Raw genomic sequence first — 20799 nt, 5'->3', positions numbered from 1 at the left:
CTTAAGGGAGAATAAAGATGCTAACGGATTCACACACACATTTAAATGCGGAACAATTTAACGAAGATCAAGATGAAGTGATTCAGCGGGCATTGGATGCCGGAGTGACAAGAATCGTGAATGTAGGCTTCAACCGGGAGACCATACCTAGTTCAATCGCCCTCGCTGAGAGGTATGATTTCATCTATTCTACGGTAGGTTGGCATCCTGTTGATGCGATTGATATGATGCCTGGCGATTTAGAATGGATTGAAGAGTTGTGCAAGCATGAGAAAGTTGTCGCTATCGGAGAAATTGGACTAGATTACTATTGGGATAAGTCGCCGAAGGATGTACAGCAGCGGGTATTTCGGGAGCAAATTCGTCTAGCGCGTAAATTGGGGATGCCCATTGTCATACATAATCGAGATGCCCATCATGATATTTTGCACATTTTAAAAGAAGAAAAGGCCGAGGAAGTGGGGGGAATCATGCACTGCTTCTCAGGAAGCTGGGAGACGGCGAAGCAGTGTCTGGATATGAATTTTCATATTTCTTTTGGAGGTCCAGTTACGTTTAAGAACGCTAGGCAACCGAAGGAAGTGCTGGCGCAAGTTCCGTTAGATCGTTTATTAATTGAGACCGATGCTCCCTATTTGACCCCGCATCCTTTCCGCGGCAAGCGCAATGAAACCGGCTATGTTCGCTTGGTAGCTGAGACAGCCGCGGAAATTCGGGGTATGACTTTGGAAGAAATTGCGGAAATAACAACAAACAATGCCATTCGATTGTTAGGTCTCAAGTAAAGCGTTTTTCTCAAACTTGCGGCGAAGCACAATACCGCAGCTGAAAGAAATAAAGATAAGACTGATGAGTGGAACGAGTAGATAGATTGGTGAAGAGCGAATCATAAAAGGAATCGTCAGGATACATAGCTCTAGCAGCAAGACTGACCAAATGATAAAAGCCAATGAACCGGCTTTCGAATTCTGATTGAGCGGGTACATCTCCAGCCAGAACGTATAGCGATGAGCGCGTTCGAGAGACGATAACTGAACAAGGGAAATCAGAAGGGAAATCATAAAGATTAAGCTCCTTGCAGTACCGCTGCTTGAAACGACTATAGCTAGTATCCCTAATAAGGTGAGACGCAGTACGATCGCGAACAGCTCTGTACGCAACAATGTCTTCATATATAGGTACAAATAGGCAGCATCTTGTCTAAAAGGTATGAACCGTGTTAGCCCGCTGATCCAACTTCGGCGGGCTATTCTCGTTCCCATCTGAGGCACATCGACGAACCAGCTGAAAAAGGCATAAAGCCGAGCTTGCTGTTGATTCTCCTTGGAAATCAAGTAGTCCCAACCGATGACGTATTTAGATACGAAATGAGCGGCTGCTAACCATACGAAAATGAGTAGCAGAGCAGTGCCGCTTGCCCATAAAATGCTGGTGAGAAATTGCAGTGAAATGAGAGCGGTTGTTGCAATCCAGCGAAAGCTACCCGAAGCTAATCTGGTACGCTCATGAGTAAAACGACTTTCCTGCCAACTAGCTAATAAATTAGCTATCTTTAATAGAAGAAGTAGTGCGAGCATCAGTAAGAAATGCTGCTCTGAAGCGCCAAGACAGTGATGATAAAGCGGCCATAAAATAACCCAGGCGATAAATGTCCAAAAAGCTTGCAGTGTCAAACTGTACATGAATCCACTTCGGAAATAAGCGCCCATTTGATGTTCGATCGGTAACAAAAACATGCGGTCTGCTTTCCTTACCAATGTACGAATGGGGCTTGAAGATAGAAGCGGAACGAGCAGCAAAAGCACGATCCACAGATAGGGATAATCTGTCGGAAGACGCTGTAGTATTTTTGCATAATAATAGGAAGAAATGATGACAAGAAACAACACGAGACCGATGAAATTACTACGCGCTGCGTATTGCCAATAGCCTATGGATTCCTTCATATAATGTTCGAATCTTTGCTGCCATAAGGTACGGGTGTTGATGTCCATATTTCTCATAACGAATCCCCTTGTACAAGCTTATAGAAAATGTCGTCTAGTGACGCTCCCGGGAGTTCGGTTTGCCCGCGTAATTCGACTAAATCACCCTGAGCAACCATACGACCTCGATGAAGGACGACGTAGTTATCGCAATATTTTTCAATTGTAGACAAAATATGCGATGAGATGAGGAATGATGCTCCTTTATGTTTCATTTTGACCATTAATTCTAGTAAGGAACGGATCGCTAAAGGGTCGAGACCGAGAAAGGGTTCATCGATAATATATAACGAGGGTTCGATCAGAAATGCGTTCATAATCATGACTTTTTGTTTCATTCCTTTGGATAAATGATTGGCGAAGCTGTTAAGCTTGTCCTTCATTTGAAATTGCTCCAAAAGGGAGCTGGATCGAGCCAAATAGTCGTCCTTCGACAAGCCGTAGGCCATAGCGGTTAGCTCAAGGTGTTCGCGGATCGTAAGCTCTTCGTAGAGCTCAGGACTTTCGGGTACATAAGCGTAGGTTGCTCGATAAGACAAAGGATTCTCACCTAAAGTTAGTCCGTTGATTCGAATCGATCCTTTTTGCGGTTGAAGAAGGCCGAGAATGTTTTTGATCGTCGTACTTTTACCCGCACCATTAAGTCCGATCAGACCCATCATTTCACCTTGACGGATAGAAAAGGTTAGGTCATGAAGAACGGGTTTATTTGGTAAATACCCCCCGTATAAAGAGTCAACTTGTAGAATGGAGCCCATCTCATTGCCTCCCTGATTAGCAAATTATTGGTATTTATGAATTGCTTTCCTATACGATCATTATAAACAAATTTGTAATTTAAGCCTAGTTTAGGGGCGAAAAGTTGAAAATAGTTAGTATACGTACGTGAAAGTGAGATATAAGTAGAAATAGAGCTATTTAACTGTTCATTTAAGCGAATTTTAGTCGATTTAGCCTTTTTTAGTAGGTGTTAATCCCTTTACAGGTTAAGATTAACAGCGTAATATACTTTTCATAATAACTTAATAACCAATTTGCCATTTTTCCATTCGCTGAGTTCCATTTATGGGAACGGGGGAACCACTGTAAGCTGAAGAAGCATGCTTCTTGAGTGAACAGAGTGAGTAACAGGGGTGAATCTTTGAGTATACTTCGTATGCTCTTAGTAGGGCGACTCTCACGTCCGAATCCGTCAGCTAACCTCGTAAGCGTAAGAGAGGTAACGATTGTCGTGCGTGCTATTTGTGTATTTTACTATACAAACTAAGCCAGCGAGAAGAGTCCTCTTCTTGCTGGCTTTTTGTCTTCATAAAGGGCTATACACATTTCGGACGACTAAAAATTGCCCGGAATTCATATGAATGTTGAATAGGCAAACTGGTGTGGGACGACCAGAAGGCAGCGGTTTAGCACCGTACTGCTGATGGCGAACGCGTTAAGTTAAACTAAAAAACCTTAGTCGCGTCAAATCTAATCATGCTGTAACCTGGCGGCGAGGCTTTGAAGGAGGACCGAAGAAGTGGGCAGTATCTCTATTAGCGAGACCCATGTAAAACGATCATCCAGCATGTCCTTCGCATTGCGATGGAAGCATGAAAACTTGCGTTTGATTTTAAGCTTAGCCATAATTTCAATCGCAATGACTTTCATGTTTTTGGTGTTGTTGTACGGTACGGCTACCAAGAGCGTATCCGTGGTTGTGAATGGACAAGAAACCGTTGTGCATACGAAGCAATGGGTCCTGCAACGCCTACTGGATGAACAAGCCATAAAGATTGGTGAACACGATGAAATTTCTGCTGCGCCAACGACAACAATCAAGGGTGGAGACAAAATTGTCATCGAACATGCCTCACCGATTCAATTGACTGCTGATGGAAAGACCACCACTGTTTACACAACTGCAAGAACGGTAGAAAGTGCATTGCAACGTTTACATATTGCACTTGGGGAGAACGATCGATTAACTCCCGAACCGACAGCCGCTCTGAGCTCGGGCGATGAAATCAAAATCGTCCGTGTGAAAAAAGAGACGGAGGAAGTAACTGAGCCGATTGCGTTCGATACGGAAAAGAAGAGCGACGCATCGCTGCTCAAAGGCAAAGAGCAAGTCGTCCAAGAAGGTAAAGAGGGCGTACTCTTGAAGAAGAAAGAAAAGACTTTCGAAGATGGTGTTTTAGTCGCGGAAGCAGTTGTGGGTGAAGAAGTACAAACGGAAAGTATTAATAAAGTCGTGTCTGTGGGCACGAAAAATCCTGTTGTTGTTCTCTCGTCTTCATCGCCTAGTGTGGATGAGGTTTCGAAGAATGGTGTAACGTTTGGGTATAAACAAATCCTGAAGAATGTGAAGTTGACTGCTTATTCGGCGGACGTGGCATCTACAGGTAAATCCGAAGGATCTCCTGGCTTTGGTAAAACCTATACAGGGACTACCGTGTCAGAAGGCAGGACAATAGCGGTTGATCCCAAAGTAATCCCGCTCGGATGGTGGGTTTACATTGAGGGCATTGGCTTCCGCCGTGCCGAAGATATTGGCAGCGGTGTGAAAGGTCAAATGATTGATGTCTACTTTGAAGATCATGGTTATGCCAATAAATTCGGAACGAAACAAGGGTACACCGTGTATGTGGTAGGACCAAAAAAGCCGTCTGAAAATTAACGTGTAAACGTCTGTTTCAGCGGGAAGAATGTCATATATACGTTGCCAGGTAACAACCTGGGCGAAAGAAGAGGGGACCCCTCTTCTTTTTCTGCGTTGAATAAGAATGTATAAGTTCTATACTTTAGCTCCGCATCAACCTTGACAAACGCGCTCGTCTCTGAAGGACGACGGAGTCGTTTATCCTTGGTACCGGGAAGGGAACCGCTTATGATAAAAGAAGTGATTGTCGTCGAAGGCAAAGACGATACAGCTGCTATTCGCCGAGCGGTAGAGGCGGATACGATTGAAACAGGCGGCTCTGCGATCGGACAAGCCGTACTAAAGCGTATTGCACTTGCACAGCAGCGCAGAGGCGTTATTATATTCACGGATCCGGATCACGCAGGTGAACGGATTCGGAAGATTGTAGCAGCCAGGGTGCCTGGCTGCAAGCATGCTTTCATTACGCAGGAGCAGGCCGAGTACAAGGGTGATATCGGCGTTGAGAATGCGACGCCTGAGACGATCCGTCAAGCTCTTCAGAGTCTTCGGACAGAATATGATGGTGCTGTCTCACAGCTGACCATGGAGGATCTCATGGCCGCAGGGTTGATTGTTCATGCTGAGGCGGCGTCTCGCCGGCTGATCGTGGGTAAAGCGTTAGGAATTGGTTATTGCAATGGCAAGCAGTTTTATAAGCGTTGTGCGATGTTTCAGATCTCGCGTGAGGAATTTGAGGCTGCTTTGGAGTATTTGGAAGCTGATAATTAAAATGGATGTTGCCGTTGTTGTAGTTTCTACAACAAATCCTATTCCAAATGGCTATTTTGCAAGTTGAAGTTGTAATTCGTACAACATTTTTGACCCATTTGTGGAGAAAAGTCTGTATTTAGTCCCAAGAGTTGTACAATATGCAACATTCTAGTAGTAGAGACGGGATTTGAGCAGCAATTGTTGCATTTCCTGCAACATTATCCAACTGAAAGTATGTACTCATACAGGAAGCTCTCACGAGCTTACGTGACTATGCATACCGGTCTTCAGAAAGATGCCACTTAGAAAATAATTGAATGAGATTTGGTGCAGAGTTTTAATGAGCATTTGAATGAAAATGAAGAATGTGAAATCCAGAACCTATAGATAATGAGGTCTATATCATGAATGTACCCAACAATGAAGTGATTGTAACAGCAGATGACGTGGCTACACCAAGTAAAACGAAACAAATTATTAAAAGAAATGGTCTGGTGCTCAAAAAGAGCTTGGGTCAAAACTTTCTGATTGACCAAAATATCCTAAGCAAGATTGTCATGGCCGCTGAGCTCGGACCGAACAAGGCTGTGCTTGAGATCGGCCCCGGCATCGGGGCGCTCACGCAGCAGCTGGCCAAGCTCGCTGGCCGCGTCTTGGCCGTCGAGATCGATCAGCGTCTGCTGCCCATCCTGGACGAGACGCTAGAGCCCTATCCCCATGCTACCGTTGTCCATGGGGACATCTTGAAGACCGACCTGCCGGAATTGTTCCGGCAGCACTTCGAGGGCATGAACGGCGTCAGTGTCGTCGCCAACCTGCCCTACTACATCACGACGCCGATCATCATGAAGCTTCTCGAAGAGAAGCTTCCCTTGGAGAATATCGTCGTGATGATTCAAAAAGAAGTGGCCGACCGCATGGCGGCTCGCCCGGGCACCAAAGATTACGGCAGCCTCAGCATTGCCGTGCAGTTCCACTGCGAGCCGGAGCTTGTCACGATCGTGCCGCGCACCGTCTTCGTGCCGCAGCCGAACGTCGACTCCGCCGTGATCCGGCTGCGTGTGCGCAAAACTCCGCCGGTTGAGGTGGCGGACGTGGACTTCTTCTTCGCCGTCGTCCAAGCGTCCTTCGTCCAGCGGCGCAAAACCCTTTACAATAACCTAGCTGCACGGTTCTTCACGAAAGAAAACAAGCCTGAGCTGGAAGCGCTGCTGCTCGGCATTAACATAGAGCCTTCGCGTCGCGGCGAAACGCTCAGTATGGAAGAGTTCGCGCGCTTGTCTTCGGCTCTTCGCGCGTACGGCTGCAAATAACCCGCACCAAATGCCTAGTTTCGCCATAGGATACCCCTAGGAGGGGATTTGTGCGATGAGGCAAGGAGACTTTGTTACCCGTAAATCCTATGGCGGCGACGTCATGTTTAAGATTGAGCGCATAGAGCAGCTGAAGGCTATTCTGCGTGGTGTAGATTATAGGCTGCTCGCAGATGCGCCGTTAGTTGATTTGACCATTTCAAATCCGACAGATGTCATGGATCATCCGCGATCGAGCTCACCCGAATTTCGGGAGTCGCTCCGGCGTCTGGCAGTATCCCAGGTGCAGCTGCAGGAGAAGAACCAACTCTCTATAAACCATAAACAAAATACCAATAAAACCTACTTCGAAGTGCCTGGCAAAGTGCTGCACTTAGATGGCGATCCTACTTACTTACGTAAAAGTATGCAGATTTATGGGGAATTGCGTGTGCCTGCCGAGGGATTTTATATTCCTGAAGCACAAATGGCGGATGCTCTTCACAGGCTGCTTCCACAAATTAAGCCGGACATTGTTGTCGTTACCGGTCATGACGGAATACTTAAACAACGTAAAGGTGGAGGTCCAAGCAACCTTGCCAGCTATAAGAATTCACAAAACTTCGTAAATGCTGTTCAGATCGCTAGGCAGTATGAGCGAAACCGGGACTCCATGATTATCGTGGCTGGTGCTTGTCAGTCTCATTTTGAGGCCTTGCTTAGGGCTGGTGCTAATTTTGCGAGTTCTCCTGCTCGTATCCTCATTCACGCCTTAGATCCGCTTTGTATCGCGGCTAAACTGTCGTATACTTCCGTGAAGGATACCATATCGATGCTTGATATCGTTGACTTGACAGTGACAGGTTTGGATGGGTTGGGTGGGGTAGAGACGAGAGGGAGCTATCGCATGGGGGTTCCGGGGATTCAACAATCGGAAGATCATGTTTAAATATTCTTATGGTACATGTAAAAACAACATGATCCGACAAAACATATGGTATGCAGTAGCAACACTTACCTGTCATTTGACTCCTTGGAGGAGGCTGACTGGGTAAGTGTTCTTTTTTTAGTGGAAAAGTGTGAATAATTTGCGAACTTTGGAGACAACCTGTAAGAGAGGGATTTCGAAAATTCAGCAAAAATGCCGTTGACAACAGGAATGTGGTGCTGATATAATATTTGACCGCGTTTGACATGCCTGTCTGAATGGGTTATAATTAACTAGGAAAGAGGTGGTAGTTGACAATGGCAAAAAATGCGCTGTTGGAGATCAAACGCAGTTTGGAGCCCCACGTTGGGCAGAAGATCATGTTAAGAGCGAATGGTGGCCGTCGTAAGACTGTCGAGCGTTCTGGTGTTTTAGAAGAAACCTACCCTTCTGTGTTTATTGTGAAATTAGATCAAGAATCCCACGCCTTTAAACGAGTGTCGTACAGCTACGCCGATATCCTTACCGAATCCGTTGAAGTTACCGTGTGTAATGACGATGGTCAGGTTCGTATCACCTACATCCAACATTAGCTTAATGCATTCCTATATGAGCAGACCCAGAGGGTCTGTTTTTGCATTTGAATGGACCTTATCGGGTTGGGCATACTATAGCAAAACTCTAAGGAGGTTCCAAATATGAGTCGCAGAAGAGGGATCATGTCTGAAAGCTTTAAATATGAATTAGCCAAAGATCTAGGGTTTTATGATGTGGTGCAGCGTGAGGGCTGGGAGGGTATTCGAACGAAGGATGCAGGGAACATGGTGAAGCGGGCGATCCAAATTGCCCAGGAACAGCTGGTGAAACAGTATAACCCTGGGGCTTCTACAATCAATCAGATGCATTCAACGACGCAATCAACGTACAGTCAGCCTAACCTCAATCAAACTAACTACAGTCAACCTACTTCCAATCCATCTAGCTACACTCCGTCGAATTATAATCAGTCCACCTATCAATCTGTATCTTCCCAACAAACCTATTCGCAGCCTCAATCGAGCTTTAATCAGAACGTATACAGCCGAACGCAGCAAACGCAATCTTCCTATACACCTGCTGCCTACATGCCGAATACGACCAATGTAAATACCTATAGATCTTCTAATCCAATACAGCCTAATGCGGCGGTTTTAAATCAAATAATTGCTGGATCGCAGCAGACAAAGCAAGCGGAACAGCGTCCCTACAACAGCTAAAGCGAATGCTTTAGCTTTTTTTTTGCGCTTTTGTTATAATATTTTAACGGCAAACGAGCAAAAGAAGGTGATCTGATGAAGATTTTTGAAAAAGCACCGGCTAAAATCAATTTATCCCTTGATGTTTTACATAAAAGATCAGACGGTTACCATGAAGTTGAGATGGTCATGACGATGGTAGATCTAGCAGATCGGATCGAAATGCAGGAGCTCTCGCGTGACACCATCATCATATCCAGTCAGGCGGGGTATATTCCGCTGGATGAAAAGAACTTAGCCTTTCAGGCGGCACGCCTTATTAAGGATCGATACGACGTCAAACAGGGCGTATACATCCATTTGGACAAGCAGATCCCCGTTGCAGCGGGTCTAGCGGGGGGCAGCAGCGATGCGGCAGCGACGCTTAGAGGTTTAAATCGGCTTTGGAACTTAAACATCCCTATGGAAGACCTGCAGGTGCTTGGAGCGGAGCTTGGCTCGGATGTACCTTTCTGTGTAACGGGAGGGACGGCTGTCGCTAGAGGACGTGGAGAGAAGCTGGAACCGATCGTTTCGCCGCCTCAGTGTTGGGTCGTACTAGCGAAGCCGCCCATTAATGTGTCCACATCGGAGATTTATGGGAAGTTGAATGCGCGCGAGATTAAGCATCATCCTTCGACTGAAGGTGTGCTAAACGCGATTCGGGAGAAGCGATTCGATCAGCTTTGCGGAAGCCTCGGCAATGTGCTTGAGGAAGTGACGTTGGACCTTTATCCCGAGGTGAGACATCTCAAAGAATGCATGCAGAGGCTTGGTGCAGATGGTGTGTTGATGTCAGGAAGCGGGCCGACGGTATTCGGTCTCGTATCCAAGGAAGCGAAGGTGCCCCGGATTTATAACGGGCTGCGTGGATTTTGTAAGGATGTTTACGCAGTGCGGATGTTGACGTAGATGAAGTAGGACGGTTGCAGGGCCCGCGAAGGGCTCTTTTTCATTGAATAGGGGTTTGACTAAGGCTCACCACTTTCATAAACTGTGTTAGATTGATGTTAAGTTGATGTTAATATAATTTTCATGAGAAGCTTGAATAAATACGTATAAAAATGGTATATTTTCATTATAATATTCGGATTTTTGGGGGTAGTGCGATGAAAAAGTTGAAAAGGAGCGCTAGGCTGGTGGAAATGACGCAATATTTGTTATTTCGCCCCCATTCGTTAATCCCTTTAACGACTTTTGCCGAGCGTTACAACTCTGCTAAATCCTCCATTAGTGAAGATTTAGCGATCATCAAGGAAGTATTTGAAGAAGAGGGACTTGGTGAGCTGAATACGCTTGCGGGTGCTGCTGGAGGTGTGAAATTTTCACCAAAGGTGCCTAAGGAAGTATCATTGATATTTATACAGAACCTTTGTTTACAACTGCAGCAGCCAGAACGGATTCTTCCAGGCGGTTATTTGTATATGTCAGATATTATGGGGCAGCCCCAATATTTGAATGAAATTGGCAAGACGTTTGCATCCGCTTTCGCTGGCCGTGATATTGATGTGATTATGACGGTAGAAACGAAAGGCATTCCACTCGCTTATGCGACGGCAACTTATATGAATCTGCCCGTTGTGATTGTCCGCAGGGACAGTCGAGTAACGGAAGGATCAGCGGTTAGCATCAACTATGTTTCAGGTTCCAACAAACGAATCCAGACGATGTCACTCGCGAGACGTGCTTTGAAAGAAGAATCGAAGGTGCTTATCATTGATGATTTCATGCATGTTGGCGGTACGATTCACGGTATGATGGATTTGTTAGCGGAATTCAAAGCCTCGGTTCAAGGGGTTGGTGTATTTATGGAGTCTTGTGAGGTTGAAGAGCATTTAGTCGATCACTACGTATCGCTTGCACGGTTATACGGCGTAGATTCCAAGACGAAACAAATCACTGTAGAGCCAGGCAACTATTTTGATAATAAAAAAGGAGATTCGTAAAACGATGGAGCTTATTTCAACAACAGCAGCACCTGCTGCTATCGGACCTTACTCGCAAGCGGTAAAGCTAGGTAACCTTCTCTTTACTTCTGGACAAATTCCACTTGGCTTAGATGGTCAGATTGTACAGGGTGGAATTAAGGAACAAGCCCATCAAGTGTTCGCGAATTTGAAGGGTGTGCTTGAAGCAGCAGGTTCATCATTTGATCAAGTTGTGAAAGCAACGGTTTTTTTGAAGGATATGAATCAGTTTGCAGAGCTGAATGAAATTTATGGATCGTACTTCGGAGACCATAAACCGGCTAGATCCACTGTCGAAGTGGCCAGATTACCCCGTGATGTTTTTGTCGAAATTGAGTTAATTGCTGTGATTTCTGTCGAAATTTAACAGTAACATTAAGATTGTATAAAATTATCGAAAATTTCAAAAAAAGAAGAAGGAATTTGCACGACGATGTGGAATATTACACCCAAGTCTCAGAGATGGAAAAAGGTGGTGAACACAAGTGCAAATTACAGATGTAAGACTCCGCCGGGTCAACTCCGAGGGGAGGATGAAGGCGATTGCTTCCATTACCATTGATAACGAGTTCGTCGTTCACGACATACGTGTCATCGACGGTAATAATGGGATGTTCGTGGCTATGCCAAGCAAACGAACACCGGATGGTGAATTCCGTGATATCGCTCATCCGATTTCTTCCACAACACGCGAGAAAATTCAAGCGGCCGTACTAGCTGAATACGATCGCGCGGCTGTAGAAGAAGAGGTAATAGAAGAAGGCGCATAATTCAGATTATTGAGAGAGCCCTTGGGCTCTCTTTTCTTTTGGGTGGTATTGATGCTATATTTGGTGGAGAACTCATCGATTATACATATAGTAGTCTGTAACTATTTATATTAAAGGGGTTGGATGTTAGTTGAAACTCATGGGGATCGTACTGGCCGCAGGACAAGGAAAACGCATGAAATCGAAGCTGTACAAGGTGCTTCATCCGGTTGTAGGTAAGCCAATGGTGGAACACGTTGTGGACACGCTGCAGCATATAGAAGTAACAAAGACACTCGTCATCGTTGGTTTCGGGGCGGAAGCCGTGAAGGGACATCTGGGAGATCGAGTGGAGTACGCTTTACAGGAACAGCAGTTAGGAACAGGTCATGCTGTTCTTCAAGCGAAGGATGCTCTAGGCGAAGAGGAAGGGATGACTGTTGTCATTTGCGGCGATACACCGTTGATTTCGGAAGCCACCTTGATGAGCACCATTGAGCTGCATGAGCTTTCTGGAGCGTCTGCGACAATTCTGACAGCCAAACTCGATGAGCCGCATGGTTATGGTCGTATTATTCGCGGGGAAAACGGCCGAGTAGCAAGGATTGTTGAGCAGAAGGACTGCAGCAGTGAGGAAGCAGCTGTTCAGGAGATCAACACAGGCACTTATATTTTCGATAATCAGAAACTATTCAAAGCCTTAGCGTCGGTTACGAACAATAATACGCAAAATGAATACTATTTGACTGATGTCATTGGGATTTTGACAGGCGGAGGAGAAGTTGTTCAAGGCTACTGCATGGAGGACAGCGCAGAGTCGATCGGTGTGAACGATCGTGTGGCACTTGCTGAGGCCGAGCGATTGTTCAAAGCGCGTATTAACCGTGAGCACATGCTGAACGGGGTTACGATTGTAGATCCATCTAATACGTATATTGAAAAAGATGTAACTATCGGCATGGATACCGTACTGCTGCCGGGTACTATTTTGCGGGGGCGCACTGTTATTGGGGAACAATGTATAATTGGACCGCAAACGGAAATTATTGACTCGACTGTTAGGGATGAGGTTACGATTAAACAATCCGTCCTTCAGGATGCCTATGTGGATAATGAGGCTAGTGTGGGGCCGTTTGCTTATTTAAGACCTGGCGCTAATATTGGGAAGCAAGTGAAAATTGGCGACTTTGTTGAGATTAAGAACGCCACGCTGGGTGAGGGGTCGAAAGTTTCTCACTTAAGCTATGTAGGGGATGCGGTTGTTGGTACGAATGTAAACATCGGCTGCGGCGCCATTACCGTGAACTATGATGGATTCAATAAGAGTTTAACGGAAATTGGCGATGATGCCTTTGTGGGAAGTAATGTGAATTTGATTGCTCCTGTGAAAATTGGCAAGGGCGCTTATGTTGTTGCAGGCTCTACAATTACGCATTCCGTAGATGATGGCGATTTAGCGATTGCCCGTGAGAGACAATCCAACAAGCCTGGCTATGCTGATAAAATTAGAGCGCGAGCAAAAGCGAAGAAGGAAAATAAACAGAACAAAGAGACTAAAGAGTAAATGCACGATCTAGGAACGGTAAATCTCACTTTGTGAGGATGAAATTGGATGGAACTTCTTGAGGTTGGGTAGGCTATGAACTAGCTGTTACCCACTTGGCATTGCTTATTAATCGAGCGTGCTGAGCAAAACTCTTAGGAGGTTCTTTTTCTTATGGCATTTTCATTAAAAGCGGAATCCCGCAAAGAAACAACGAAATCAGATATTAAACAACTGCGTATCCAAGGTAGAGTGCCTGCAGTTGTATATGGCGAAAAGGTGGGCTCTGCGGTCATTACAGTTGATCAGAAAGAATTAATAGCGCTGTTACGCCAAAATCCTCATGCTATTATTGATTTGGAAATGCCAGACGGCAGTGGCAAGCAACCCGTGATGATCAACGAGATCCAGCGGGACAAACTAAAACGGGAGCGGCTGCTCCATATCGATTTTCATCAAATTAATATGGATGAGCCTGTTAAAACGATTGTCAGCTTGGAATTTATCGGTGAAGCAGAAGGGGCCAAAGAAGGCGGTATTGTTCAAATTCAAATGCATGAGCTGGAGATTCGATGTCTGCCTAATCAGATACCAAGTTCGATCAAGGTGGACATTTCGAATATCGGGCTCGGAGATAACTTATTAGTAAACCAACTCACTATCCCAGCGGGGATTGAAGTGAAGTCTGAGTCTAATGATTTAATTCTCACGGTTCTTGCGCCTCAGAAAGAGACTGCTGTCGAAGAGCCAGCAAATAATGAAGAGAAGGTTGGACAAGCGGAAACATCGAACGAGGCTGCGACTGAAGGACAGCCGGTATAGTCCAAACGAACAACAAGGAACCCTCAACGATATGTGGAGGGTATCCTTAATCGTTGTGATGTAAGCGCTTAATATCCGGGTCGCGAAAGAAAAACGTGAGTATTGCGGTTGTAGAATATATTATTTACTTTGATAAAATACAAGGTATAGATTTCAATGAAGCCTATATCCTTATGTACATTTTGATAGTATACTTGGACGGGAATACAGGATTCAGCATGATCTTGAAAATGAAGATCGGTTGTAAGCTGTTGACCATTTAAATACATATGACTGAATCACCCACAGCTTTAAATTTGATGGTTAGTTTTTCATATAGGTAAACAATAACCTCTAGATGATGGTTCCGCAAAGGATTTTTTAGTTTAATTTTAGGAGGATTTAGAAGAAGATGAAATGTTTTATTGGACTGGGTAATCCGGGAAAACAATATGAGATGAATCGACACAATGTTGGTTTCATGGCCATTGACCGTTTTGCTGCCAAATGGGGTATTACTTCTTTTCAAAATAAAGGTAAGGGGCTTCTAGGTGAAGGGGTAGTGAATGGTACGAAGGTTTATTTACTTAAACCGATGACTTATATGAATCTTTCGGGCGAATCCATGCGAGCGTTCTTGGACTTTTATAAAGCAAAACTGGAAGACGTTACGATTGTTTATGATGATATGGATACTCCATTCGGTCAAATTCGACTCCGGTATCAAGGCAGCCCTGGTGGTCACAATGGGATTAGATCCATTATTCAGCACGCTGGAACGCAAAGCTTCAACCGAATTCGTGTGGGTGTGAACAGGCCTGCGCCCGGTTATAATATTGCCGATTATGTCTTATCTAACTTTTCCAAAGACGAGATGAAGTCGATAGATGAAGTACTGGACCTTACCTGCGAAGCCATGCTCTTCAGTCTGAGTGAGTCATTCGAAAAGACGATGGCGAAGTTCAATAAATAAGTGAAGCCATCCGCTTCAGACTCATTGTATGCAAGTTCTCTATTCGAAAATGACAATAGCACATTCGGCTAATTTCTCCGAAGAATGGTCATACTAGGATGTAATCGAATAGTCGAAGGAGGCATACATATATGATTAAGTATATTTGCAGACATTGTCATACCTTTGTCGGGGAAATTAATCAGAATTCGATCACGGAGCAGCAGTTAGGCTTCCATTTCTTGACCCCCGATGAGCGTAGAGATATAATATCGTATAACACGAATGGAGATGTTACGGTAAGGGTCGTTTGCGACTACTGTCGTGAGGCGCTAGATGCAAACCCAGAACTGTCCCTGCTGGCAAGTCCGTTGCAGTAAAATTGATGAAGATAAAGAGTTAATAGCCGAGGCAAGTGTGCCGAGGCTTCTTTTTGTGAGGGGAGTGTACTTGTTTGCAAGCTTTAATTCAAGCTTTTTCTACGGATAGCGACTTTCAAACGATCGTGACAGGCCTCAGGTCCGAAATGAAAGAGCAGCTCGTTGCCGGACTTACCGGTTCCTCCAGGCAGGTGATGATTGCCACTCTTGCGCGAGAGTTAGCGCGCCCGCTGTTCATTGTTACTCACAATATGTTCGCCGCTCAGAAAATAGCGGAGGATTTACTAGAATGTCTATCACCAGATGAAGTGCTGCTCTACCCATCTCAAGAACTTCTGACGACAGAAGAAGCGGCTTCCAGCCCTGAGATGCTAGCGCAGCGTATTGACGTTCTCACCAAGTTAGCTGGCGGTTTCCGTGGAGTTGTGATTGCGCCTTTTGCTGGAGTGCGTCGACTGCTTCCGCTCAAGCAAGTATTTGAGGAATCCCGCGTTACGGTCAACGTAGGGGATACTGTGCAATTGGATGAGCTCTTAGGCGCTTTATCCAGCCTGGGTTACGAACGCGTGGAGCGGGTTGAGACCAAAGGTGAAATGAGCGTACGCGGCGGAATTCTGGATTTATTTCCGCTAACATCGGAGAATGCCATTCGGATTGAGCTGTTCGATGTCGAAGTTGATTCTATTCGTACTTTTGATGTAAGTGATCAGCGTTCAATTGATAAATTAAACGCGATAACGATTCCCCCTTGCCGCGAGATTCAAGCGGATAGAAAGCGGTTACAATCAGCCGCGCAGCATGCTTATGAGCTGCTTCAAGCGCAGCTGGAGAAAATGACGGACCGATCAGCCAAAGACAAGCTGCTTGAAGGCATCGGACATGATATTGAACTGCTTCGTGAAGGGCAGACGTTTCCTGGTATTTATAAATATATTTCGCTTTTATATACGGAAAGACAGACCCTCATGGACTACATGCCTAAGGATACTGTGCTAATCATCGACGAACCGGCTCGATTGCTGGAGACAGCAAAGCAGCTGGAACGCGACGAGGCAGAGTGGATGATGCATGCGCTGACAGAGGGGAAGAGCTTGCCGGCTTTTGTGCTGTCCAAATCGTATGAAACTCTGCTGCATCGCAGGCCTTTCCCGACATTATATGTATCGCTATTCCTGCGCCAAGTGGCAGGGATTCAACCACAAAATATCGTAAACTTCGTTTGCCGCGTCATGCAAAACTTCCATGGACAAATGAATCTCCTCAAAGCGGAGATGGAACGCTGGAAGAAAAATGGAAGCAATGTCATTTTGCTTGCGAACGGGGAGGACCGTGCTGAACGTGTTCGGCGGGTGCTGCAGGACTACCAAATTGACGTCCCCGAAATTGTAGATGGGAATCTGCAGACGGGGTTTGAAATGCCTTCGATCCATTTGGTTGTCATCACAGAAGGCGAGATCTTCACACAGAAACAGCGTAAAGCACGTAAGGTCGAGAAGAAGCTGGAGAACGCTGAGCGTATCAAAAGCTATCAAGAGCTTAAGGTTGGCGACTATGTTGTTCACGTGAATCATGGGATCGGGAAGTATGTTGGGATCGGCACCTTGGAAGTGGGCGGTATTCATAAGGATTACCTCCACATCATGTATGCTGGCGGCGATAAGCTGTCTGTACCGATTGATCAAATTGATTTGATCCAGAAATATGTAGGTTCCGAAGAGAAGGAACCGAAGGTTTATAAGCTCGGAGGCGCTGACTGGGCTAGAGTGAAGAGCAAGGCGCGAGCATCCGTTAAGGATATTGCCGATGAGCTGATCAAGCTCTATGCAGAGCGTCAAGCTGCAACTGGCTACGGATTTAGTAAAGACAGCTCCTATCAAAACGAATTCGAAGCAATGTTCCCTTACGATGAAACGCGGGATCAGCTTCGCGCGATCGAAGAAATTAAGGGAGACATGGAGAAAGCGCGTCCGATGGACCGTTTGCTTTGCGGCGACGTGGGCTATGGGAAGACGGAAGTTGCGGTACGCGCTGCCTTCAAGGCAGCGATCGACGGCAAACAGGTTGCTGTGTTGGTGCCGACGACGATTTTGGCTCAGCAGCATTACGAAACATTCCGTGAACGGTTCTCAGGCTATCCTTTTAACGTAAAAGTATTAAGTCGTTTCCGCTCCAAGAAAGAGCAGACCGAAGTTATGAAAGGTGTCAAGAAAGGGACGGTTGACGTCGTTATTGGTACTCACCGGCTATTGTCGCAGGACGTGCAGTTCAAAGATCTTGGTTTGCTGATAGTCGATGAGGAGCAGCGTTTTGGCGTGTCCCACAAAGAAAAGCTGAAGCGGCTCAAGACGAATGTGGACGTGCTAACCCTGACGGCAACACCGATTCCGAGAACTTTACACATGTCCATGTTAGGTGTTCGTGATTTATCGGTCATCGAGACTCCGCCGGAAAATCGTTTTCCTGTCCAGACCTATGTGGTCGAGTACGGACCAACGCTTGTTCGAGAAGCGATTGAGCGGGAATTAGCGCGTGAAGGTCAAGTGTACTATTTATATAACCGTGTACAAGGTATCACTCAGATCGCTGATCAGATCTCCATGATGATTCCGGATGCCCGCGTTACTGTGGCACATGGACAAATGGGTGAGCAAGAGCTGGAGAAGACGATCCTTGATTTCCTCGATGGGGAATACGATGTGCTGGTAAGCACCAGTATTATCGAGACCGGTGTCGATATTCCGAATGTAAACACACTGATTGTTCACGATGCGGATAAAATGGGGCTGTCCCAGCTGTATCAGCTGCGTGGACGTGTAGGACGATCTAATCGCGTAGCGTATGCCTATTTCACGTATCAGCGTGATAAAGTGCTCACGGAAGTGGCCGAGAAACGCCTTCAAGCGATTAAAGAGTTTACAGAACTTGGATCAGGCTTTAAAATTGCGATGAGGGATTTATCTATTCGTGGTGCTGGTAATTTGCTTGGCGCAGAGCAGCATGGTTTCATTGCATCTGTCGGATTTGATTTATACTCCCAAATGCTAGCGGAAGAAATTGCAAAGCTGAAACTAGAAATAGATGGGGAAGCGGTCATTCCGGAACCGGAGTGGAATACTTCCATCGATATACAATTGGATGCGTACTTACCATCCGACTACATCTACGACAGCATGCAAAAAATCGAAATCTACAAAAAAGTGGCCGCCATTCGAACGTTGGAAGAAGCCGCGGATCTGCATGATGAGCTTGTTGATCGCTTCGGCGATCTGCCGCAGGCCGTGTTCAACTTACTGTCAGTGGCTCGTTTGAAAGCATACGGTTCGGAGTACCGGATAGAAACGATCAGCCAAAAAGGGGATGATTACCTAATCAAGGTGCATATTGACCAGAATGGCAGGCTGGAAGGACAGAAGCTTATCGCATTGTCCAAAGGCTTTGATGGTCGAATCAAGTTGAACGCGGACCCTCAGCTTCATATCGTTATTCGATGTAAAGGCATGAAACCAGAAGCTTCCATCGAATTGGTGGAGAAGTTTCTGGTACAATATAAGGATGTTCTGAAAACGAAAGGGGAATTACAGGATGTTGCCAAATGATACTAGTAAACAACGACGTTTTTCAAAAAAATGGATTTTAAGCATGGTAGCATTGCTCCTTGCATTTTCAGTGCTAAGTGCATGTGGAAGTAAAAAGGAAGGTGCAGCAACAGCTTCACCTTCACCTGCCTCTACTGCAGCGGCTACAGGTAACCCGAGTGACGTGATTGCAACGTATAAAGAAGGCGGTAAAATTACACGCGGCGAGTTTGACTCTTTCATCAATGTGAACAAAATGTTTTCACCGCAGCTGGCGCAATTCATGACAGACCCAGCTTTTCAACAAGATATGTTGAAACAAATGGTTACTTTCCGTGTTCTATCAGCCAAAGCTGACGATAAAGTGAAAGCTGATGCTGATAAACAAGTGACAGAGCAAATGAAAGCCATCACTGATTACTTCGGTAAGCAAGAAGGCGGAATGGACAAGCAGTTAAAAGACAATGGCATCGAGCTTAAGGATATCGAGTCATTAATGAAAATGAGCTTCTACACGATGGGCAGCATGGAAAGTAAAATTACCGATCAAGCTGTTCAGGATGCCTACAAAGAACAAGCAGCTACTCATGCCTTTGATATTGCAACAGTTAGCCACATTCTGATCTCCTTGAAGGATGCAGCCACACAAAAAGATTTGCGTACTAAAGAAGAAGCTTTGGCAAGAGCCAAAGAAGTGAAAGGGAAACTGGATAAAGGCGGCGATTTCGCAGCACTTGCGAAAGAATTCTCCGACGATCCAGGTTCCAAAGACACTGGCGGTACGTATAAAGATGCAGACATCAATCAATGGGTGCCTGAATTCAAACAAGCAGCAAGTACGCTTCCTTTGAACACAATCAGTGATCCTGTTGAATCCTCTTTCGGTTACCACGTGATGAAAGTGGAGTCCAGAAGCACGAAGCCACTGGATGATACACTCAAAACACAAATCAAATCTCAGCTTGCGGAGAAATCCCTGTCTGAATTTGCAGAGAAAGAATACCCGAACTTGATTCAAACCAACAATCTTCCGAAACCGGAAGCGAGCCCAGCTCCTGCTGCAAGTCCAGCAGCAAGCCCGGCGGCAAGCCCAGCTGCAAAGTAAGAACTTACCAGGATGTCCGATAACGGGCATCCTGTTTTTATTTGTTATTTTTGGACATGATAAACGCAGCAGGATGCAAAGCTAAATAAAGTAAATTCCGTAGTAAAAGCGTCTGCATAGAAGAATGGGAAGTGAAGAATACTATGGATAGAATTCGAGTTCCCACCAAATCCCGATCTAGCATACAAGATTTCATGCTCCTGTCGTATCTAATTACTGAGCGGAAAGTGAGGCATCTAGAGGTATGAAAGCAACTGGAATTGTCCGTCGGATAGATGATTTAGGGAGAGTTGTTATTCCCAAGGAAATACGACGCACACTACGCATTCGCGAAGGTGACCCTTTGGAAATTTTCGTGGATCGAGATGGTGAAGTGATTCTTAAGAAGTATTCACCTATTGGTGAACTTGGTGATTTTGCCAAGGAGTATGCGGAATCGTTATTTGAAAGCACGAATCATGTGGCCCTGATCTCAGATCGAGATAACATTATTGCGATGGCTGGGGGGTCCAAAAAGGACTATTTCGAAAAGTCGGTTGGATCGATCGTTGAATCCTGTATGGAAAATCGCAAAGCGATTCTGGAAAGCGGCAGTGGTCAATTTGAGCTCATCAAGGATACAAGTGAAACATTTACTTCTTTCGTTGCCGCTCCGATTGTAGCCGGTGGCGACCCTATTGGATGTGTCATTTTGCTCTCCAAAGATGAGAATGTGAAAATGGGGAATATGGAAGTTAAGATGGTAGAGACAGCGGCTGGATTTTTGGCAAAGCAGATGGAGCAATGAAAGAAAAATAAGACATAAAGGCTTCCTTACCGAGATGCCCCCGCATCTGTAAGTGAAGCTTTTTTTG

At 45.5% G+C, this 20799-nt stretch carries 19 protein-coding genes, 1 pseudogene and 1 riboswitch; of the genes and pseudogenes, 18 read left to right on the top strand and 2 right to left on the bottom strand.

Annotated features, from left to right (window positions below; genetic code table 11):
* The first annotated feature begins 17 nt into the window (after window positions 1-17).
* Entirely contained in the window at window positions 18-785 is a 768-nt protein-coding gene (locus tag QFZ77_RS03870) for a TatD family hydrolase (RefSeq protein WP_307436364.1), read from the top strand.
* Here QFZ77_RS03870 and QFZ77_RS03865 read toward each other — a convergent pair.
* Together QFZ77_RS03865 and QFZ77_RS03860 are read right to left on the bottom strand one after the other, a co-directional pair.
* On the bottom strand, window positions 771-2003 hold the full coding sequence (locus tag QFZ77_RS03865) for an ABC transporter permease (RefSeq protein ID WP_307436361.1): 1233 nt from the start codon (window positions 2001-2003) through the stop codon (window positions 771-773). The genes QFZ77_RS03870 and QFZ77_RS03865 overlap by 15 nt on opposite strands.
* The gene (locus tag QFZ77_RS03860; RefSeq protein ID WP_307436358.1) at window positions 2000-2743 is read right to left on the bottom strand and encodes an ABC transporter ATP-binding protein; all 744 of its coding nucleotides are present in this window, start codon (window positions 2741-2743) and stop codon (window positions 2000-2002) included. The genes QFZ77_RS03865 and QFZ77_RS03860 overlap by 4 nt, the downstream gene beginning before the upstream one ends.
* A 282-nt stretch (window positions 2744-3025) precedes the next feature.
* Window positions 3026-3211, top strand: a riboswitch (cyclic di-AMP (ydaO/yuaA leader).
* Between the two features lie 293 nt (window positions 3212-3504).
* Between QFZ77_RS03860 and QFZ77_RS03855 the strand changes: the two genes are divergently transcribed.
* The 17 genes and pseudogenes from QFZ77_RS03855 (at window position 3505) to spoVT (ending at window position 20732) form a co-directional block, all read left to right on the top strand.
* On the top strand, window positions 3505-4644 hold the full coding sequence (locus QFZ77_RS03855) for a resuscitation-promoting factor (RefSeq protein ID WP_307436354.1): 1140 nt from the start codon (window positions 3505-3507) through the stop codon (window positions 4642-4644).
* 210 nt (window positions 4645-4854) lie between these two features.
* Complete coding sequence (gene rnmV / locus QFZ77_RS03850; RefSeq protein WP_307436349.1) at window positions 4855-5397, top strand: ribonuclease M5; 543 nt, start codon at window positions 4855-4857, stop codon at window positions 5395-5397.
* A gap of 386 nt (window positions 5398-5783) precedes the next feature.
* Complete coding sequence (rsmA, locus tag QFZ77_RS03845; RefSeq protein WP_307436346.1) at window positions 5784-6692, top strand: 16S rRNA (adenine(1518)-N(6)/adenine(1519)-N(6))-dimethyltransferase RsmA; 909 nt, start codon at window positions 5784-5786, stop codon at window positions 6690-6692.
* Between the two features lie 55 nt (window positions 6693-6747).
* Window positions 6748-7620, top strand: a complete 873-nt coding sequence (gene yabG / locus QFZ77_RS03840; RefSeq protein WP_307436343.1) for a sporulation peptidase YabG — start codon at window positions 6748-6750, stop codon at window positions 7618-7620.
* A gap of 296 nt (window positions 7621-7916) precedes the next feature.
* Window positions 7917-8192, top strand: a complete 276-nt coding sequence (gene veg, locus QFZ77_RS03835; RefSeq protein ID WP_028557365.1) for a biofilm formation stimulator Veg — start codon at window positions 7917-7919, stop codon at window positions 8190-8192.
* 105 nt (window positions 8193-8297) lie between these two features.
* A pseudogene (locus QFZ77_RS03830) lies at window positions 8298-8468 on the top strand (small, acid-soluble spore protein, alpha/beta type); the annotation flags it as partial.
* A 462-nt stretch (window positions 8469-8930) separates the two neighbouring features.
* Window positions 8931-9785, top strand: coding sequence for a 4-(cytidine 5'-diphospho)-2-C-methyl-D-erythritol kinase (gene ispE, locus QFZ77_RS03825; RefSeq protein ID WP_307436340.1), 855 nt, complete (start codon window positions 8931-8933; stop codon window positions 9783-9785).
* Window positions 9786-9982: 197 nt separating this feature from the next.
* A complete protein-coding gene (gene purR / locus QFZ77_RS03820; RefSeq protein ID WP_307436337.1) occupies window positions 9983-10819 on the top strand; it encodes a pur operon repressor in 837 nt (278 codons plus the stop codon).
* A gap of 4 nt (window positions 10820-10823) precedes the next feature.
* Window positions 10824-11207, top strand: a complete 384-nt coding sequence (locus QFZ77_RS03815; protein WP_047683005.1) for a RidA family protein — start codon at window positions 10824-10826, stop codon at window positions 11205-11207.
* 118 nt (window positions 11208-11325) lie between these two features.
* Window positions 11326-11610, top strand: a complete 285-nt coding sequence (spoVG, locus tag QFZ77_RS03810) for a septation regulator SpoVG (RefSeq protein WP_028557369.1) — start codon at window positions 11326-11328, stop codon at window positions 11608-11610.
* Window positions 11611-11740: 130 nt separating this feature from the next.
* Complete coding sequence (glmU, locus tag QFZ77_RS03805; protein ID WP_307436323.1) at window positions 11741-13153, top strand: bifunctional UDP-N-acetylglucosamine diphosphorylase/glucosamine-1-phosphate N-acetyltransferase GlmU; 1413 nt, start codon at window positions 11741-11743, stop codon at window positions 13151-13153.
* 153 nt (window positions 13154-13306) lie between these two features.
* Window positions 13307-13954 carry a 50S ribosomal protein L25 gene (locus tag QFZ77_RS03800; RefSeq protein WP_307436320.1) on the top strand — a complete coding sequence of 216 codons (648 nt, stop codon included), beginning with the start codon at window positions 13307-13309 and terminating at the stop codon, window positions 13952-13954.
* Window positions 13955-14345: 391 nt separating this feature from the next.
* Window positions 14346-14906: an aminoacyl-tRNA hydrolase gene (gene pth, locus QFZ77_RS03795; protein WP_307436317.1), complete on the top strand. Its 561-nt coding sequence runs from the start codon at window positions 14346-14348 to the stop codon at window positions 14904-14906.
* Window positions 14907-15037: 131 nt separating this feature from the next.
* A complete protein-coding gene (gene fin, locus QFZ77_RS03790) occupies window positions 15038-15265 on the top strand; it encodes an anti-sigma-F factor Fin (protein ID WP_029197996.1) in 228 nt (75 codons plus the stop codon).
* A gap of 74 nt (window positions 15266-15339) precedes the next feature.
* On the top strand, window positions 15340-18861 hold the full coding sequence (gene mfd / locus QFZ77_RS03785) for a transcription-repair coupling factor (RefSeq protein WP_307436311.1): 3522 nt from the start codon (window positions 15340-15342) through the stop codon (window positions 18859-18861).
* Window positions 18848-19945, top strand: a complete 1098-nt coding sequence (locus tag QFZ77_RS03780) for a peptidylprolyl isomerase (protein ID WP_307436307.1) — start codon at window positions 18848-18850, stop codon at window positions 19943-19945. Before mfd ends, QFZ77_RS03780 begins: the two co-directional genes overlap by 14 nt.
* Before the next feature lie 244 nt (window positions 19946-20189).
* Window positions 20190-20732 (top strand): stage V sporulation protein T, encoded by a 543-nt coding sequence (spoVT, locus tag QFZ77_RS03775; protein ID WP_307436305.1) that lies wholly within the window; start codon window positions 20190-20192, stop codon window positions 20730-20732.
* Window positions 20733-20799 lie beyond the last annotated feature (67 nt).

The organism is Paenibacillus sp. V4I3 (assembly GCF_030817215.1).
In the GTDB taxonomy this organism is placed as follows: Bacteria; Bacillota; Bacilli; order Paenibacillales; family NBRC-103111; genus Paenibacillus_E.
The sequence above is the reverse complement of the archived record's forward strand: the minus strand, read 5'-3'. Positions and strand labels throughout refer to the sequence as shown.